Origin of the sequence: Salinispora sp. H7-4 (assembly GCF_013416675.1) — a bacterium.
Taxonomy (GTDB): domain Bacteria; phylum Actinomycetota; class Actinomycetes; order Mycobacteriales; family Micromonosporaceae; genus Micromonospora; species Micromonospora vitiensis.
Genome location: NZ_JABZED010000049.1, coordinates 116,407 through 134,105, shown reverse-complemented (window position 1 = coordinate 134,105; position 17,699 = coordinate 116,407). Strand labels below are relative to the sequence as shown.

Here is a 17,699-nt window from a genome sequence, read left to right as displayed (position 1 = left end):
GACCAGTCAGGAGGCTCGAGATGGCAGCACTGACCTGGACGGTGCCGGCCGGGCGGGGAGAGTTGACCGTCGAGACCGTACCGTCGGCGCTGCTCCGCAGCACCGGCTTTCCCATCCAGCTGGTGGCGGGGCTCGCCACCACGACCCTCATCGCCGCGGCTGACCGGGTATTCGCCGCGGAGCAGGAGATCGAGGCGGCCCGGGTCCACTTTCTGCACGAATGCTGGCCCACCGCGCGCGAGGCCGTCCGGGAGCTCGAGCCCCGCCAGCGATCCCTGCGCACGTTGCAGAGCTGTCGGCGGCGGATAGAGGCGGGGGCGCGGCTGGACGAGCGGGCCAGCGAGATCCTGGCGGCCACCGGAGTGCCGCGGTGGGCTTCGCGGTGGAACACCCTGGTCGACGCGCACGCCGCACACCTGGCGACGGCCCGCGCGGAGTTCGACGCCGCGCTGCGCCAGGCTCGGCTGCGCACCGCGCAGGCCGCCAGCTCCGATGCCTTCCGGCACGCCGTGTTCGTGTCGAACCCGGGCTTCTTCCACGCCGCGCTGCGGACGCCGCCGCTGGAGCACCCCGGCTGGGACAACCCGGCGGCGGGTGCCGACCTACCGCGGGCGCTGCGCCGCCGGCTCGACACCCTGCATCGCTACCTTCGCCGCTTCGCCACCAAGTGCGAGACCGTGTCGTTCTTCGGCCCGGTGCTGTTCACCAACCTCCGCCCGGAGCAGGACCAGGCGGTTCGGGTCGGGACCCCCGGGCCCGAGCGCGTCGTGGTGGAGGCCAGCGCCTGGCTGGTCGAACAGCTCCGCGAGCAGGCCGCCGGCGAAACTCCACTGCGTACCCAGCGGGCCTGGCCCAGTCCCCTGTTCCGCCAACCGGGCCCGGAGCACGTGCTAGAACGGGCCATGGACGGCCGCCGCTTCACCGTCGCCGCCGCCGCGCTGGCACTGTGGCAGGCGGCGGCAGCCAGCCCCGGAGCCCACCTGGCCGACCTCCTGGCCGCCACCGGCACGGCAGACCAGTCCGACGACCGCCTGGCGCGGTTGGTACGGGCGCTGGGGCCGGCGCTGACCGTCTCGCCCTGGCGCCTTCCGGCCACCGAACTCCACGCACTGACCCGGCTCGCCGGCGAGCACCCCACCCCCACGGTTGTCGAACTCGCCACCTGTCGAGACAGGTACGCCCAGGCCGGGTGGCCGGACCGCGTACCGCAGCTCGCCGCGGCGCAGCAGGCCAGTGCCCGGGCCGGCGGCGACGCGTCGCGCAACAGTGGACAGCACTACGCCGATCGGGAACTGTTCCACGAGGACAGATCCAGTCCACTGAGTGAGCAGGTCAGCCTCGGCGCGCCCGTCGTCGACCGCATCCGTCAGGTCACCGAGGCCGCCCTACCGCTGATCTTCCTGGCCGCCCTGCTCGCCCGCGAGGACGCCCGGGACGCGCTGTGTACCGCACTGCGGGGCAGGTCGGCCCCGCTCGCGGCCCTCGCCGCCCGGGAGATCCCCGCCCGTACCGATCGGCGGGACCAGCTGGACGCCAGCCTGCACCAGCTGATCACGAAGGCCGTCGGAGACCTGACGGTGGTCGCCGACCGTCCACCGGTCGTCGACCTCGACCCACACGTACTCGCCGATGCCCTCGCCCCGTTGTGGGACCTGGTCTCCCTCGACCCGGACGACGCCTGCCTGCCCAGCCCCGACCTGATGGTCGTCGGCCCGGACCCCACCACCGCCACCTGGGTGCTCTCGGAGCTACACGACGACTGCAGCTCCATCTTCGGCGGGCTGGAGCGACCCCTGCACAGCGATCCGGACGGGCTCTGGGCGGACTTCGTGGCCCGGGTCGAACAGGCGGTGTCGCCGCGGACGGCCGCCACGATCGTCTCCCGCCGCCGCAGCGCCCACGTCACCCCGGAGCTGCCGGGGGTGGCGATCGAACTCAGTGGCCTGTCGAGCAAGGACCGCGCCGAGGTGGTGCCGATCGCCGAGGCCCACGTCCCCGCCGCGGCAGACGCGGTCCTGATCGAGGGCGAACGTCGGCTGCTGTGGCCGGGAGACCTCTCCTCCACCCTGCACCGGGCGCTCTCCCGCCCGGCGCTCGGCCCGGTCCCGATCGACCTCGGCAGCTACACGCCGCGCATCGTCGTCGGCGGTGTCGTGCTGCAACGCGCCCGGTGGCGGATGCGGCTCCCGGAACGCGCCGACGACGCGTACGGGCAGTGGTTGGCGCTGCACCGCATCCGGGCGCAGCACCGGCTGCCGCGCCACGTCTATGTCCGGCATCCCGCCGAACCGAAGCCGCTGTACGTCGACTTCGCCGACCCGATGGCGGTGCTCGACCTCGCCCGTCTCACCTCGGCCGACGTCGTGGTCTCCGAGATGCTGCCCACTCCGGAGCAGCTGTGGTGGCGCCCCAACGACCAGCCGCACTGCGCCGAGCTCCGCCTCGGTGCGGTGGTACGACCGACGACCTCGTCCCGCGCGGACGAGGACGATGCCATCCCCCACCAACCGTAGCCACCACCAGGGAGAAGATCATGACCGAGAAGAGCAGCCTTACCGCGCAGGTCCGGGACGCCTACGACAAGTCCGCTGACCAGTACGACTCCGCCGGCCAACTCGTCTTCCACCCACTGGGCAAGATGGTCGCCGACCGGCTGGAGCTCACCCCGGGTGAGCGGGTGCTCGACCTCGGCTGCGGCCGGGGCGCCTGCCTGTTTCCCATCGCCGCCCAGGTCGGTCCCGAGGGTTTCGTGCTCGGCATCGACCAGGCGCCCGGCATGGTGGAGGCGTGTGGGGCCGACCTGGCGGCCCGCGGGCTGTCCGACCGGGCACAGGTCCGGCTGGGGGATATCCAGAGCTTCACCGTTGACCAGCCCTTCGACGCGATCAGCGCCGGTATGGTGCTGTTCCTGCTACCGGCGCCGCAGCAGGCGTTGGCCGCTGCCGCGGCGGCGCTGCGCAGCGGTGGACGGCTGGTCGCGACGACCTTTCCCACGGAGAACGGCCGACTCGCCGCCGGCTGGGAGTCGGCGGAGATTCTGGCCGAGGTGCTGTCCGCCCATCTCCCGGAGGGCGTGGACGATCCCTGGCGGCTGGTACTCGGTCTCGACGGACCGCTGGTCTCCGAGGAGTCGACCGCCGCAGCGGTGCTGGCGGCGGGCTTCACCTCCGTCGAGATTCAGCACATACCAGCGAAGTCCCGATTCGAGTCGATCGACGACTACCTCGCCTGGACCTGGACGGTCACCCCACGCATGCAGTGGGAACTGGTGCCGCCGGAGCGGCGGACCGAGGCGACCGACGCGGCCCGGACCGCGTTGCGGAGCCTGGCGGGCTCCGACGGTTCGCTGGAGTTCTCCTGCCCGACCCGGACGATCCGCGCCCTTCGTTGACCGGCGCCCTCCCCTGAGCGGCGCCCTCCGTTGACCGGCATCGTCCGCCCACACCTACCCCCAGAGTACGAAGCCGAAAGGTACGAAGACATGCGTAGCGAGTTGATCCGACCGCTGTCCGAGCTACTCGGCGGACACGCCACCCAGCGCGGAGACAAGATCGCCTTCGCCGACGGTAAGCGTGGCGTCAGCTACGCCGACCTCGATCGGCGGACCGCTCGACTGGCCGGACACCTGGCCGCCCTGGGGTTGGCGACCGGTGGGCGAGCCGTGATCCTGATGGGTAACAGCGTCGAGGCGGTGGAGAGCTGCCTCGCGGTGATCCGGGCCGGCGGCATCGCGGTACCGCTCAACCCACAGGCATCCACAGCGGAGATCGGCTATCTCCTCGACGACGCCGAACCAACGGTCATCGTGTGCGACCCGGCCCGCTTCGACCAGGTGGGCCGGCGACACCGCCCGGGTCAACCAGCACGGATCATCTGCACCGGCGAGGCCGCGGCGGCGGAGCTCGCCGCAGCAGCGACGGTGAGTTACGACGAGCTGATGGGCACCGAGCCGAGCGGACCGGCCCCGGACGAGGCCCCACTGGACGACCCGGCGTGGATGCTCTACACGTCCGGGACCACCGGCCAACCCAAAGGGGTGCTGTACTCGCTGCGCAGTTCGCTGTGGCTGGTGGCGGCGGGCCACGCGCCGGTGCTGGGGCTGTCGGAGCAGGATCGTCTGTTGTGGCCGATGCCGCTGTTCCACGGGCTCGGGCAGAACCTCTGCGTGCTGGGGGTTACCGCGGTCGGCGCGAGTGCGCGGCTGATGAGCGGCTTCGCGCCGTCCGAGGTCCGCGACCTCCTGCGCACGGAGGCCATCACCTTCCTGGCCGGGGTGCCGACCACCTACCACTACCTACTGGACCAGGGCGTCGACGTCAGCACCGGCCGCTCCGCACTACGACTCGGTTTCGTGGCGGGATCGGCGAGCGGCGCCGCGCTGGGCAGTCGCTTCGAGGAGGCGTTCGGTGTTCCCCTGGTGGACCAGTACGGGTCCTCCGAGACCGGCGCCATCACCTCGAACCGGCCGTTCGGGGAGCGGGTCCCCGGTTCCGTCGGGCCGCCGCTGCCCGGCGTGGACATCCGCCTGGTCGACCCGGACACCGGCCAGGACGTGCCGCCCGGAAGGGAGGGCGAGGTCTGGGTCGCCGGACCGAACCTCATGCTCGGCTACCACCGGCAGCCCGATGCCACCGCCGCGGTCCTGCGCGACGGCTGGTACCGCACCGGGGACCTTGGGCGACGGGACGCCCTGGGACACCTGACCCTGACCGGCCGGCGCAAGGAGCTGATCATCCGTGGGGGCGAGAACATTCACCCCGTCGAGGTCGAGGAGGTGCTGCGTACCGCCGCCGGGGTCGCCGACGTGGCGGTGGGCGCCGAATCACACGACGTGCTCGGTGAGGTCCCGGTGGCCTATCTGGTGCCGGGCCCGGAGGGCGTGGACGCGGCGACGGTCTTCGCGCACTGCCGGCGACTGCTCTCCTTCTTCAAGGTTCCGGACAAGCTCTACACCATCGAACGCGTCCCGCGGACCAGCACCGGCAAGATCACCCGACACCAGCTGGCGGCGGCGAGCCCCCAACTGCTGGCCGTCGCCAACCCGGACGGCGAGCCCGACGAGGCCGGGCCGATCGACGGTACGGAGTGGGCGGCACAGTTGCGGGAGATGCCGCCGAGCGAGCGAACCCGGAACGTCCTGGAGCTGGTTCGCGCCGAGGTGGCCCGTACCGTGGGGCTGGACACCGCCGGTCAGATCCGACCCGACCAGCCCTTCGTCGACCTCGGGCTCGGCTCCCTCGCCGTCGTCGGGGTTGGTCAGCGGCTCTGCGGGCGAGTCGGACTACAGCTGCCGGCGACCATCGTCTTCGACCACCCGACGCCTGCCGCCCTGACGGCCCGGCTGGTCGCCGAAGTGAGCGGAACACACACCACCGCCACACCCACCGCTCCGGAGCGGGCCGGCTGGGCCAACGCCGACGAGCCGATCGCCATCGTCGCGATGGCCTGCCGCTTCCCGGGCGAAGTCGAGGATCCGGACCAGCTCTGGACGCTGATCGCCGAAGGACGGGACGCCACCTCGGAACTCCCGGCGGACCGGAACTGGCCGCTGGACACCCTCATCGACCCGGACCCGGACCACCTCGGCACCAGCTATGTGACCCGGGGTGGGTTCCTCGCCGACCCCGCCGGCTTCGACGCCGCCTTCTTCGGGATCAACCCGCGGGAGGCCACCGCGATGGACCCACAGCAGCGGATCCTCCTGGAAATCGCCTGGGAGGCGTTCGAGCGCGCCGGAATTGATCCCACCCGGATGGCCGGTTCGCCGACCGGTCTCTTCATCGGCACGAAGGGGCAGACATACAGTTCCCTCGCCACCGCAGCCTCGGAGTACGAGGGCTACCTGGGCTTCGCCACCTCGGGCAGTGTGCTGTCCGGACGCGTCGCGTACACCCTCGGGTTGGAGGGTCCGGCCATCACGGTGGACACCGCCTGCTCGGCGTCGTTGGTGGCGCTTCACCTGGCCTGTCAGTCGCTGCACTCCGGGGAGTCCCGCCTCGCCCTCGCCGGTGGGGTCACGGTGATGGCCACCCCCGACGATCTGATCACGTTCAGCCGGCAGCGCGGCCTGTCCGCGGATGGCCGGGTCAAGGCGTTCGCCGCGGCCTCGGACGGCACCGCCTTCGGCGAAGGTGCGGGGGTCGTGCTGCTGGAGCGCCTCTCGGACGCGCGCCGGGCGGGACGGAAGGTACTCGCCGTCATCCGGGGCAGCGCGGTCAACCAGGATGGCACCTCGAACGGCCTCACCGCCCCCAACGGCCAGGCCCAGCAGCGGTTGATCCGGCAGGCTCTCGCCGCCGCCCGGCTCGGTCCCGCCGACATCGACCTGGTCGAGGCGCACGGCACGGGAACCGCGCTCGGCGACCCCATCGAAGCCGAGGCGATTCTCGCCACCTACGGGCAGGGGCGGGCACCGGAGCAGCCGGTCTGGCTCGGATCCGTCAAGTCCAACATCACCCACACCCAGGCGGCTGCCGGTGCTGCCGGTCTCATCAAGGTCGTGCAGGCGATGCGCCACCGGACCCTCCCGGCCACCCTCAACGTCGACCAACCATCGCCGCACGTCGACTGGACCTCCGGCCAGGTATGCCTGGCGACCGAGCCCCGGCCCTGGGCGGTGGCCGGCCGACCCCGGCGGGCCGGGGTCTCCGCCTTCGGGATCAGCGGCACCAACGCGCACGTGATCGTGGAGGAGAGCCCGGTTGAGCCGCCGGTGTCGGCGAGCGTTGCCGAGCACCGGAGCCCCGCCGTCGTTCCCTGGTTGCTCTCCGCCAAGTCGCCGGTGGCGCTGCGGATGCAGGCGGCCCGGCTGGCCTCGATGACGCGCTCCGCGCCGGAGCTCAGCCCGGTGGCCGTGGGCCGCGCGCTGGCTCGCTCGCGCGCCGGTCTGGACCATCGGGCAACCGTGGTGGGTACGGAGACCAAGCAACTCCTGGCGGGCCTGGAGGCCCTCGCCTCGGGTACGCCGTCGGCCACGCTGACGAAGGCACGCGCGGTGCCCGGCCGGCCCGTGGCGGCACTCTTCACCGGCCAGGGCGCGCAGTACCAGGGCATGGGCCGGCACCTCTACGACAGCTTCGACGTCTTCGCCGACATGCTGGACGAGGTCTGCCGCTATCTGGCACCGGAGGTACGGTCGGCCCTGCTGACCCCCGCCGAGGCGACGGACGACGAGTCGATCCACCACACCGGTCTCGCCCAGCCGGCCCTCTTCACGCTGGGGGTCGCCCAGTTCGCCCTGCTGCGTTCCTGGGGGGTGCACCCGAGCGTGCTCGCCGGGCACTCCATCGGCGAGCTCACCGCGGCACACGTCGCCGGGGTGCTCTCGCTGCCGGACGCGGCCCGCCTGGTCAACGCCCGGGGCGCCCTGATGCAGGCACTGCCTCCGGGCGGGGCGATGCTCGCGGTCAGAGCCACCGAGGAGGAGCTCCTGCCCCTGCTCGCCGGGGAGGAGTCGCGGATCGGAATCGCCGCGATCAACGCACCCCGGTCGGTTGTCGTCTCGGGCGACGAGGAGGCCGTGACCGCGCTCGCCGCCCGGCTGGCCGAGCACGGGCGTCGGGCCACCCGCCTTCGGGTGAGCCATGCCTTCCACTCTGCTCACATGGATCCCGTCCTGGACGACTTCCGTGCCGTCGCCGAGTCGCTGACCTACCAGCGACCGACCATTCCCATCGTCTCCACCGCCACCGGCGCGGCCGCAGGTGCGGAGCTACTCACCCCGGACTACTGGGTCGGGCAACTCCGCCAGCCGGTTCGCTTCGCACCAGCGGTAGACGCCATCCGTAGGCAGGGGACCGACACCTTCGTCGAGCTCGGTCCGGACGGGGTACTGACCGCGCTGGTGCGGGAGACCCTCGGTGCGGACGAGCACCACGCGGTGTCGTTGTGCCGTCGCGGCCGGTCCGGCGCCGAGGTCGCTGCTCTGGGCGCCCTGCACGCCCTCGGTCTCCCGGTGGAGTGGGAGGGTTTCTTCCCACCAACCGGCGGACCCGAGGTCGACCTGCCCACCTACCCGTTCCAACGACGGCGCTACTGGCTCCCACCGGCCGCCGTGTCGCCGCCCACCGGCCCGGGCCCGGCCCGCCGCGAACCGGTTGGTGGGGCCGACTCGTCCCGCCTCCCAGCGGCGGCTACCCAACAGTCCACCGGCACCATGCCCCCGGCGGGCACCACCCCGGCAGCCGACGCCGCCCAGTTGGCGGGCGCCATGCTCGCGGCTCGACTCGGCCCCCTGGATGAGGAGGAACAGTTCCTGGAGCTGGTCCAGACCGTCAAGACTCTGGTCGCCGCCGTGCTCGGTCACGCGGACCCGGACGAGCTCGATCCGGACGAGTCCCTGCTGGATCTGGGCTTCGACTCCCTCACCGCGGTGGAGCTGCGCAACCAGATCCGCGACCTCAGTGGGGTCAACCTCCCTGCCTCGCTGGTCTTCGAATACCCCACCGTGGCAGTCCTCGCCGATCACCTGCTGGGCCGGGTGCTCCGCGCAGCCGACGACGATGAGGAGCGGGTGGACTTCGCCGCCGAGGTAACCCTGGCCGCGGACATCATCTGCGCGGACGAGGTCATCACCGCCGCCGCTGAGCCCCGCGAGGTCCTCCTCACCGGAGCGACCGGCTTCCTCGGCGCGTTCCTGCTCCGCGACCTGATGCGGAGCACGAACGCCGTGGTGCACTGCCTGGTTCGGTCCACCGATGAGAAGCCGGCGCTGGACCGGCTGCGGGACAACCTCGAGTGGTATCAGCTCTGGGACGAGATCGACCCGAGTCGGTTGTCCGTGGTGGTCGGCGACCTGGCCACTCCCGGGTTCGGCCTGTCGACGCAGCGGTACGACGAGCTGTCCCGCCGGGTCGACGCGGTCTACCACGCGGCTGCCACCGTCAACGGTCTCTACGCGTACTCCTCGCTGAAGGCGGCGAACGTGACCGGCACCGAGGAGATACTGCGGCTGGCCGCCCGGCATCGCAGCGTTCCGGTCCACCACGTGTCGTCCACGGGTGTCTTCTCCGCCGAGGTCGTACCCGGGGTCGCCCTGAAGTCGTCCGACCCGCCGGGGCCCGCCACCGCCCTCTCCTCCGGGTACCGACAGACCAAGCTGGTCGCGGAGCAGATCATCGAGATCGCCCGGGAACGCGGGTTGCCGGTGTCGATCTACCGGGTCGATGAGATCTCCGGCGACTCGGAGCTGGGCCGCTGCCAACGGCACGACTTCGTGTGGCTGAGCATGAAGGGCATTCTGCAGGCGGAGGCGGTTCCGGCCGACCCGGCCGGCATCTTCCACCTCGTGCCCGTCGACTACGTCAGCTCGGCGATCCTGGGGTTGTCCCGGAACCCGGCCGCCGTCAACCGCAACCACCACCTCGCCAACCACACGCATCTGCCGTTCGTCGAGATGATGGACGCACTGCGGGCGCGCGGCTATCGCCTCGACGAGTTGGGCTGGGACCCCTGGGTCCGGCGGGTGCGGTCCAACCCCGAGAACAGCATGGTGGCGATGGTCGACAGCTTCGAGTCCACCATCTACAGCGGACGTAATCACTACCTCACGGTCGACACCGCCGAGACCCGCACGTTGCTGGCCGGTACCGGCATCGACTGCCCGGCCATGACCCAGGACCTGTTCGCGAAGTACGTCGACTTCTTCGTCCGGGTGGGCTACTTCCCGCCCCCCGGCGCACACCCGGCGGCGGCCGCCGCGGGCGGTCGCCTCCACATCCGGCCGGCGACCACCGCCGACCTGCCGCGGTTGGCCCAGATCTGCTATCAGGCGTTCGAGGACACCAACGCCGCGCTGGGCCTACCACCCGAATGGTCCTCGGAGCAGGCGGTGCTGGAGATGCTCCAGGGGCGACTCGCCGCACCGAGCTGCGTGAGTGAGGTGGCGGTCGACGCGACGGGCTCGGTGGTGGGCTCCAACTTCCTGGTGCTGGGTGAGGAGGTAGCCGCCTTCGGGCCGGTGAGCGTCGCCCCCGACGTTCAGGGCGGTGGGGTGGGCCGGCTGCTGATGGAGTCGATAGTCACCGCCAGCGAGCGGCGCGGCTGTTCCTCCGTACGGGCCGTCCAGGTCGCCAACAACACCGGGGCCTACCGGCTGTACTCGTCGCTCGGCTTTGTGCCGCAGGAACAGCTCTCCCTGCTGGAGGGGTACGCCCCGCCGACTCCCGGCAACATGGCGGGCTTCGAGGTGCGTCCCATGACCGAGGCCGATGTTCCGGGCTGCCAAACCCAGTACCGCAAGATCAACGGACATTCCCGGGACGGTGAGATCCACATGGCAGCCAAGCGGGCCTTCGAGTGGTCAAGGCCGTACGTGGTGCTGGACAAGACCAACGGGGAACTCGCCGGCTACACCACCGGCCTGGCCGACCTGGGCCACCTGATCGCCACCTCGGAGGCGGCGGCGCGGGCGCTGTACGCCGGGTCGGGTGAGCTGATGCGCCGCCAGGACCCCAAGGGCCCGGCCCCCCGGCTGCGCATCCCGGGCCGGCTGGCACCAGGACTGCTCAGCTGGGCCGCCCGCACCCGAGGGGTCTCGCTGCTCCGCCTGGAGACCCTGATCTCGCTGGGCAGCTACACCACACCGGAGGGCGGGGTGTACTGCCCCGGGCTGTCCTACTGAAATCTCGCTGGGAGGTCAGCTCGGCCCGGGAGGGCGTCGGGGCGGCTCGTGAAGCCGCCCCGACGAGCCCGGAGAATCCGGGCCCGCACGGGGCTACACCCGGGCCCGCACGGGTTACACCCGGGCGGTCCGCCCGACACTCCTTGACCCGCTCAGCGGACCATGCTGCCGACAACCGGCTTCGTGAGCAGGGCCGACTGGTTGCGCTGGATGCCCGGGTCCAGCGTCTTGGCGACGAAGATCGCATGCCAGATGCAGAAGATCAGCACCGTCCAGACCTTGCGGGAGTTGTCGGCCTCCTCCCGCTTGTGCTCATCAAGCAGCCGCAGCGCGTACGGCAGGTCGATCAGGTCACCGGCGCCGGAGGTGGCCAGCATGTGCCGGGCCCACTCGTACATCTCCCCCCGCAGCCACACCCGGGTCGGGGTAGGGAAGCCCAACTTCCGGCGGTTCACGATGGCCGGCGGGACCACCCCCTGCAACGCCTGGCGCATCGCGTACTTGGTGGCGTCGGAGCGCGGGGGCAGCCGCAGTTCGACCGGGATCTTCGACGCCACGTCGAAGACCGCCCGGTCCAGGAAGGGCACCCGTACCTCCAGCGAGTTCGCCATCGAGATCCGGTCGGCCTTGACCAGGATGTCGCCGCGCAGCCAGGTGTAGAGGTCCACGTACTGCATCTTGGTGACGTCGTCGAGTTCGGTGCACTCGGCGTAGATCGGGGCGGTGATGTCGGTGTAGCGCACCGAGGGGTCATAGCGGCGTAGCAGGTGCTGCTTCTCCTCCTCGGTGAACATCCGGGCGTTGCCGTAGTAGCGTTCCTCGATCGGGGTGGTGCCGCGTTCCAGGAAGCTCTTGCCCTTGACCCCCTGCGGGATCGCCTTCGACACCGCCCGCAGCCCCTTCTGCACGCCGTCGGGCAACCCGTTGACCGAGCTCAGCGAGAGCGGTTCCCGGTAGATGGTGTAGCCGCCGAAGAACTCGTCGGCGCCCTCACCGGAGAGCACCACCGTGACGTGTTCGGCGGCCTTACGCGCCACGAAGTAGAGCGGCACCAGGGCCGGGTCGGCGACCGGGTCGTCCAGGTGCCAGACGATCTTCGGCAGCGCCGCCATCATGTCCTGCGGCCCGATCTTGGTGGGAATGGTGGTGACATCGAGGTGCCGGGCCGACTCCTGGGCCACGTCGATCTCCGAGTAGCCGGGCACGTCGTAGCCGACCGTGAAGGTCAGAATGTTCGGGTTGAACTCCCGGGCCAGCGCCACCACCGCGGTGGAGTCGATCCCGCTGGAGAGGAACGAACCGACCGGGACATCCGACCGCATGTGAATCCGGACGCTGTCCCGCAACGTCTCCCGGATCTCGTGGTAGAGCTTCTGCTCATCCGGCACCGGAGCCGGCCGGAACATCGGCTGATACCACCGGCGGACGTCGATTCGACCGCCCGGCGACCAGGTCAGGTACTCCCCCGAGCCGATCCGCCGGATTCCCTGGTGCAGGGTGCCGGGCTCCGGCACGTACTGCAACGTCAGATAGTGGCTGAGACTGGCCGTGTCGATGCCGGCGTCACCCTGGTAATTGGCCGGCGCGAACGGCAGCAGGGCCTTCTTCTCCGAGGCGAGGTAGAGGCCGTCGGCCGTCTCCAGGTAGTGCAGCGGCTTGATCCCGAAGTAGTCGCGCGCACCGAAGGCACGCCGCTCCTGCCGGTCCCAGATCACGAAGGCGAACATCCCCCGCAGCCGGGTGAGCACCTGCTCACCCCAGTGGTGGTAGCCGGCGACGATCACCTCCCCGTCACCGGAGGTGGCGAACTGCGTCCCGTAGTCGCGGGCCAGCTCCTCCCGCAGCTCGATGTAGTTGTAGATCTCGCCGTTGAAGGTCAGCAGGTAGCGCCCGTTCGCGTAGGGCAGCGGCTCCTGACTGGACGCCACATCGATAATCGCCAGCCGCTTGTGGGCGAAGACGCCATCCGCGTACTGGCCGGATGCGTCGCCGACCACGTCCACCCCGGTCTCGTCCGGGCCACGATGGTGCAGGCACTCCAACGCGTTGGCGATGTGGTCGCGGTGAGCCGCGGCATCCCCGCGCGCGCTGAAGAAGGCCAGGAGTCCGCACATGGTCTTCATCTTTCCACGCCCCTGTCACGGCCGTAGCGGCCGTCTACGCAACCGGCCTCAGCCGCTGGCCCAGCCCCGTCGGATACCGTCGGGACCAGCGACAACGCGAAGGGAGCGGAGATGACCGAGGAACCCATTCACCGCGATCCAGGGGGCACGGAGTCGCATGATCCAAAATTCCCGGCGGCGCTCCTGGCGTTCATGCGGCAGGGCTGGCGGGACAGCGCGCTACCGGTCGTTCCGCGCCCGGCGGCGCCCCACCACGCCACGCGCCGGGCGGCCCTCTCCGCGGCCCTCCCGGGCGAGACCCTGGTAATCCCCACCGGCGGCGAGCAGGTACGCGCCAACGACACCGCCCACCGGTTCCGTCCCGGCAGCGACTTCGCATACCTGACCGGCGACTACGAACCGGACAGCGTGCTCGTACTCCGTCCGACCGGCTCCGGACACGAGCCCCTCCTCTACCTGCGGCCTCACGCGTCCCGGCAGACCGACGAGTTCTTCCGGAGTCGGCACGGCGAGCTGTGGCTCGGCCGGCGGCCCACCCTTGCGGAGAAGTCGAGTGAGTTGGGCATGCCCACCGCCGACCTCGCGGACCTGGACGCCGCCCTGGCCGACCTCGCCCCGGCCCGAACCCGAGTGCTGCGCGGCTTCGACGCCCGGGTCGACGCGGCCCTGCGCCCGTACGACGGCCGGCGGGAGCGGGGACAGCCGCCCCGCGACCAGGAACTGGCGAGCGCGATCTCCGAGCTACGGCTGGTCAAGGACGAGTGGGAGATCGCCCAGCTCCAGGACGCGGTGGATGCCACGGTTCGCGGCTTCGAGGATGTGGCCCGGGTACTCCCGGCCGACCGGGGAGTTTCCGAGCGGCTACTCGAGGGCATCTTCGCGCTGCGAGCCCGACATGACGGGAACGACATCGGTTACGGCTCGATTGTCGGCGCCGGCGAGCACGCCACGATCCTGCACTGGGTACACAACCACGGCACCACCCGCCCGGGTGACCTGCTGCTGATGGACATGGGCGTGGAGAACGACCACCTCTACACCGCCGACGTGACCCGGGTGCTCCCGGTGAGTGGCCGGTTCACCGCGCTACAGCGTCAGATCTACGACATCGTGTACGCCGCACAGCAGGCCGGCATCGAGTTCATCCGACCGGGCGTGGCGTTCAAGGAGGTGCACCTGACCTGCATGCGGGTTCTCGCCGAAGGTCTGGCTGAACTGGGCCTACTACCGGTCAGCGTGGACGAGGCGATGGACGAGAGGTCGGCGGTGTACCGACGGTGGACCCTGCACGGCTTCGGGCACATGCTCGGCATCGATGTACACGACTGCGCGAACTCGCGCAGTGCGGCGTACCGCGACGGCACCCTGGGCGAGGGCTACGTGCTCACCGTGGAGCCGGGCCTGTACTTCCAGCCCGAGGACGAGTTGGTGCCGGAGGAGCTGCGCGGCATCGGCGTCCGGATCGAGGACGATGTCCTGGTCACGGCGAACGGCACGGTGAACCTCTCCGCCGGACTCCCCCGGACCGCTGGCGACGTGGAGACCTGGCTGGCCGAGCAGCGGGAGGCAGGTCCGCGCCTGCCGGGCTAGCCCCTCGACGACCAAGCTTCGGCCCCGCCGCCGGGCCGGTGACCGGACGGTCACCGGCCCGGCGGCGGGGCCTTTCGTCTAGGTGACCCCTTTTGGAGCCGGCCGGCGCCAGCTGCGCTAGCCGCCCCAAGATGAGCCAAATGCGGGGATTTTTCGGATACATCCCCTCCATGAAACATCTTCCCATACGGTGGTCGTCGGAGGCTGCAACCGTTTTGTAGCAGTTCGCGCCACCTTCGTTCGGTGCGGACCGTCTGGTAGTCGAAAGGGCGGAATGCTCTGATGTCCATTGACGTAACAACTCCTTACGGCGGGAACAACGCCGACCCCCCGAACCGGGGACGGCGGCCACTGTGGGTCGCCGCCGGTGTCGTTGGCCTGACCGGTGTCGTCGGGTTGGCCGCCCTCGGTGGGTTCACCGCTCGAGACAACGACACGGCCGAAGACGCCGGCCGGGCGGAGGCGCAGGCCAACATCCAGCAGAAGGTCAGCGACGCCGGCCCCGCTGAGGCCAGTCCCGCCGAGGGCGGCGCGGTCGGCGACAGCCAAGGCCAAGGCCAGTGGGGCGGCGGCGACAGCCAAGGCCAAGGCCAGTGGGGCGGCGGCGACAGCGGCCGAGAGGAGCACCGGAAGACTGCGGACCACGCGAAAGCTGTCCCGTGCAACAGCGACAAGCTGATCCAAGCCATCGTCCACGCCAACCAGAACCGCGGCGGCGTGCTGACGCTCGCCAAGGGCTGCACCTACGAGCTGACCCGAGGCGAGCACGGTAACGGACTTCCGGTGATCAAAGAACCGATCGTTCTCGACGGCTACGACACCACTATCGCTCGGGCCGCCAACGCCGCGCACTTCCGGATCTTCAACGTCGGGCGCGATGGCCACCTGACCCTCAAGGGCATTACCGTCAAGGGCGGACAGACGACGCCCCGCTGGGCTTACTCAACGCCCGAGGCGCTGCCGCCGCTCGACCTCTCCATGACGCCGGACGCTACTCAGGCAACTGAGCAGGCGGCAGCTGGATCAGCAACCACCAGCACGGCGGTCAGCCGCTATGGCGACGGCGACGGCGCGGGAATCCTGGTCCAACGTGGCGGCAAGGCCGACATCGAGAAGAGCTCGATCGTGCTGAACCACGGCCGCAACGGCGGTGGCGTCGCCAACTACGGCACGACCACCATCCGGGACTCCGCAGTCGAACACAACAGCGCCACCGAGTTCGGCGGCGGCGTCTTCAGCACCGGCATCCTACGGATCGAACGGTCAAAGATCGAACAGAACAACGCTCGCCAGGGTGGCGGCGGCTTCGCCAACGGTTCGTTCAAGCCCGGCGCCAAGGGAGGCACCGTCTGGGTATGGAGCAGCACAATCAGCCACAACCAGACCCGGGGGCTGGCCGGCGGCATCCTCGACCGCTCCGGCAACACGAGCGTTACCCGTAGCGAGGTCACGGACAACACCGCAGGGCGGGATGCCGGTGGCGTGCTCGGCGTCGACAAGTCCAGGTTGTACCTGGAACACGTGAAGATCGAACGGAATGTCGCCACGGACGTTGGGGGCGGCCTCGCGGTAGCCGACAACTCCACCGCGGTCGTGGAGGAGAGCGTACTCAAGGAGAACGTGGCCGAAGGCGCGGGCGGCGCTGGCCTGTTCAACGTGAACGCCTTCGTGACCCTGCGGAAGAGCGAAGTCGTCGGCAACCGGGCGGTCGGCCCCTTGGCGGTGGGCGGCGGCGTCGTCAACGCCTACGGCCAGGTCTCCCTGATCCAGAGCACGGTGACCGAGAACTTCGCCACCACACCGCCGGGCGGCATCTTCACGACGAACAACGGTGTCAAGATCGACGAGAAGTCCGCGGTCAAGAAGAACCGGCCGACGAACTGCTTGGGCAGCCCGGTCATTCCGAAACGCTGCTTCGGATGAGTCAACCCTGAGTGCACCACCACATAGATCGGGCTCCTCCGGCCGGGTGCGGCCGGAGGAGCCCCGCATCTGGCCGAACGTGCCGGAAGACGCCGCTCGAGCGGTATGTCCACTCACATCCCCTAGATCACGTACCAGGGTTCATAGGTACAGCTACGCGCAATGACTGCCGACATCCCTATCCGTCCTCCCGCAAGCCGAATGTGGGCTTATTTCATAAAAGCCCTCGAGGTGAGAATGATTCCCATACGGTGTTTCTGGGAGCTACAACCGATTTGTAGTAGGGACACTCGCTCTCGAGCGAGGCGCCCCTGTCTGGTATGAGGAGAGGGTAGAGAGCTCCAATGTCCAACTACCAAGATCCAAACAACGCCACCGGCCCGGAGGCCGCGTCGAAACGACGACGCAAACTCTGGCTCGCCAGCGGCGTCGCCGGCCTCACCGGCGTGGTCAGCATCGCCGCAGTTGGTTTCACCGGGGCCGGAGCCGGCGCCCGGGACCTGGCCTGGAACACCGCTCAGATCACCACAAACGAGCAGGCAGCCGACGACCGAGGCGCGGGCGGCGAGGGCGACTGGGAAGCCAACCACAGGGGCAACTGGGACGGCAAACAAAACGAGGAGAACGCCGGCAAGAAGCACGGAAAGGAGGTGCCCTGCAATACCGACAAGCTGATCCAGGCGATCATCTACGCCAACAGCAACCAGGGTGGCGTACTCAAGCTGGCGAAGGACTGCACCTACACGCTGACCCGGTCCGACGGCTACGGCAACGGCCTGCCGATCATCAAGGAACCGATCACGCTTCTCGGGCAGAACACCAAGATCGCCCGGGATAGCCAGGCCGAGTTCTTCCGAATCCTCAATGTCGGCCGAGGTGGACACCTAAAGGCCCAGGGCCTGACCATCAAGGGCGGTAAGACCCTTGCGGACAAACGGGGCCCGAACAGCCCCGAGGCGGTGTGGTCACGCTTCTCGAACTCGGTCGCGGCGGGAGAGGCTGCAAAGGCGGGCCAGCCGTACCTACCGCTGTTCCAGGGCGAGCCACAGGCTGCGGGAGCCGACACCACGACCCCGGCCGCCACGGCCAACCCCACGGCGAACACGGAGACCCCCGTCGACACAGCAGGACCAGCACAGTGGTCAGGCGACGCGGTGACCGGAGACGCCAGCACTAACGGGGACGCCACCGCGGACGACGTTGCGAATGTGGACGTCGCCGTCACGGACGAGGCCGCCACCGACGAGGTCGCCACGGACGAGGCCACCGCCACGGACGAGGCCGCCACCGACGAGGCCGCCACCGACGAGGTCGCCACGGACGAGGCCACCGCCACCGACGAGGTCGCCACCGACGAGGTCGCCACGGACGAGGTCGCCACGGACGAGGCCACCGCCACCGACGAGGCCGCCACCGACGAGGTCGCCACCGACGAGGTCGCC

Annotated in this window: 6 protein-coding genes and 1 pseudogene (1 of these 7 running past the window's edge); 6 read left to right on the top strand and 1 reads right to left on the bottom strand. The window is 70.1% G+C overall.

The features are described 5' to 3' along the window. The first annotated feature begins 20 nt into the window (after positions 1-20). From H0524_RS18625 to H0524_RS18615, 3 genes are all read left to right on the top strand, one after another. Entirely contained in the window at positions 21-2,513 is a 2,493-nt protein-coding gene (locus tag H0524_RS18625) for a lantibiotic dehydratase (protein WP_180199790.1), read from the top strand. A gap of 20 nt (positions 2,514-2,533) precedes the next feature. Beyond that, the gene (locus H0524_RS18620; RefSeq protein WP_180199789.1) at positions 2,534-3,391 is read left to right on the top strand and encodes a methyltransferase domain-containing protein; all 858 of its coding nucleotides are present in this window, start codon (positions 2,534-2,536) and stop codon (positions 3,389-3,391) included. Between the two features lie 90 nt (positions 3,392-3,481). Further along, positions 3,482-10,621 carry a type I polyketide synthase gene (locus H0524_RS18615; RefSeq protein WP_180199788.1) on the top strand — a complete coding sequence of 2,380 codons (7,140 nt, stop codon included), beginning with the start codon at positions 3,482-3,484 and terminating at the stop codon, positions 10,619-10,621. 152 nt (positions 10,622-10,773) lie between these two features. Here H0524_RS18615 and asnB read toward each other — a convergent pair whose 3' ends face one another. Beyond that, positions 10,774-12,735, bottom strand: coding sequence for an asparagine synthase (glutamine-hydrolyzing) (gene asnB, locus H0524_RS18610; protein ID WP_180199787.1), 1,962 nt, complete (start codon positions 12,733-12,735; stop codon positions 10,774-10,776). 120 nt (positions 12,736-12,855) lie between these two features. On the opposite strand from asnB, the gene H0524_RS18605 reads away from it, so the two are divergent. The 3 genes and pseudogenes from H0524_RS18605 to H0524_RS18595 form a co-directional block, all read left to right on the top strand. Continuing rightward, entirely contained in the window at positions 12,856-14,334 is a 1,479-nt protein-coding gene (locus H0524_RS18605) for an aminopeptidase P family protein (protein ID WP_180199786.1), read from the top strand. Positions 14,335-14,616: 282 nt separating this feature from the next. Continuing rightward, positions 14,617-16,257 carry a right-handed parallel beta-helix repeat-containing protein gene (locus tag H0524_RS18600; protein WP_180199785.1) on the top strand — a complete coding sequence of 547 codons (1,641 nt, stop codon included), beginning with the start codon at positions 14,617-14,619 and terminating at the stop codon, positions 16,255-16,257. 344 nt (positions 16,258-16,601) lie between these two features. Next, positions 16,602-17,699 (top strand): annotated as a pseudogene (locus H0524_RS18595) (hypothetical protein) (it continues 1,489 nt past the right edge of the window).

Coding starts and splice junctions, on each gene's coding strand:
- asnB (WP_180199787.1), bottom strand. CDS start 12,735: ATGTGCGGACTCCTGGCCTTCTTCAGCGCGCGCGGGGATGCCGCGGCT.
- H0524_RS18615 (WP_180199788.1), top strand. CDS start 3,482: ATGCGTAGCGAGTTGATCCGACCGCTGTCCGAGCTACTCGGCGGACAC.
- H0524_RS18605 (WP_180199786.1), top strand. CDS start 12,856: ATGACCGAGGAACCCATTCACCGCGATCCAGGGGGCACGGAGTCGCAT.
- H0524_RS18625 (WP_180199790.1), top strand. CDS start 21: ATGGCAGCACTGACCTGGACGGTGCCGGCCGGGCGGGGAGAGTTGACC.
- H0524_RS18620 (WP_180199789.1), top strand. CDS start 2,534: ATGACCGAGAAGAGCAGCCTTACCGCGCAGGTCCGGGACGCCTACGAC.
- H0524_RS18600 (WP_180199785.1), top strand. CDS start 14,617: ATGTCCATTGACGTAACAACTCCTTACGGCGGGAACAACGCCGACCCC.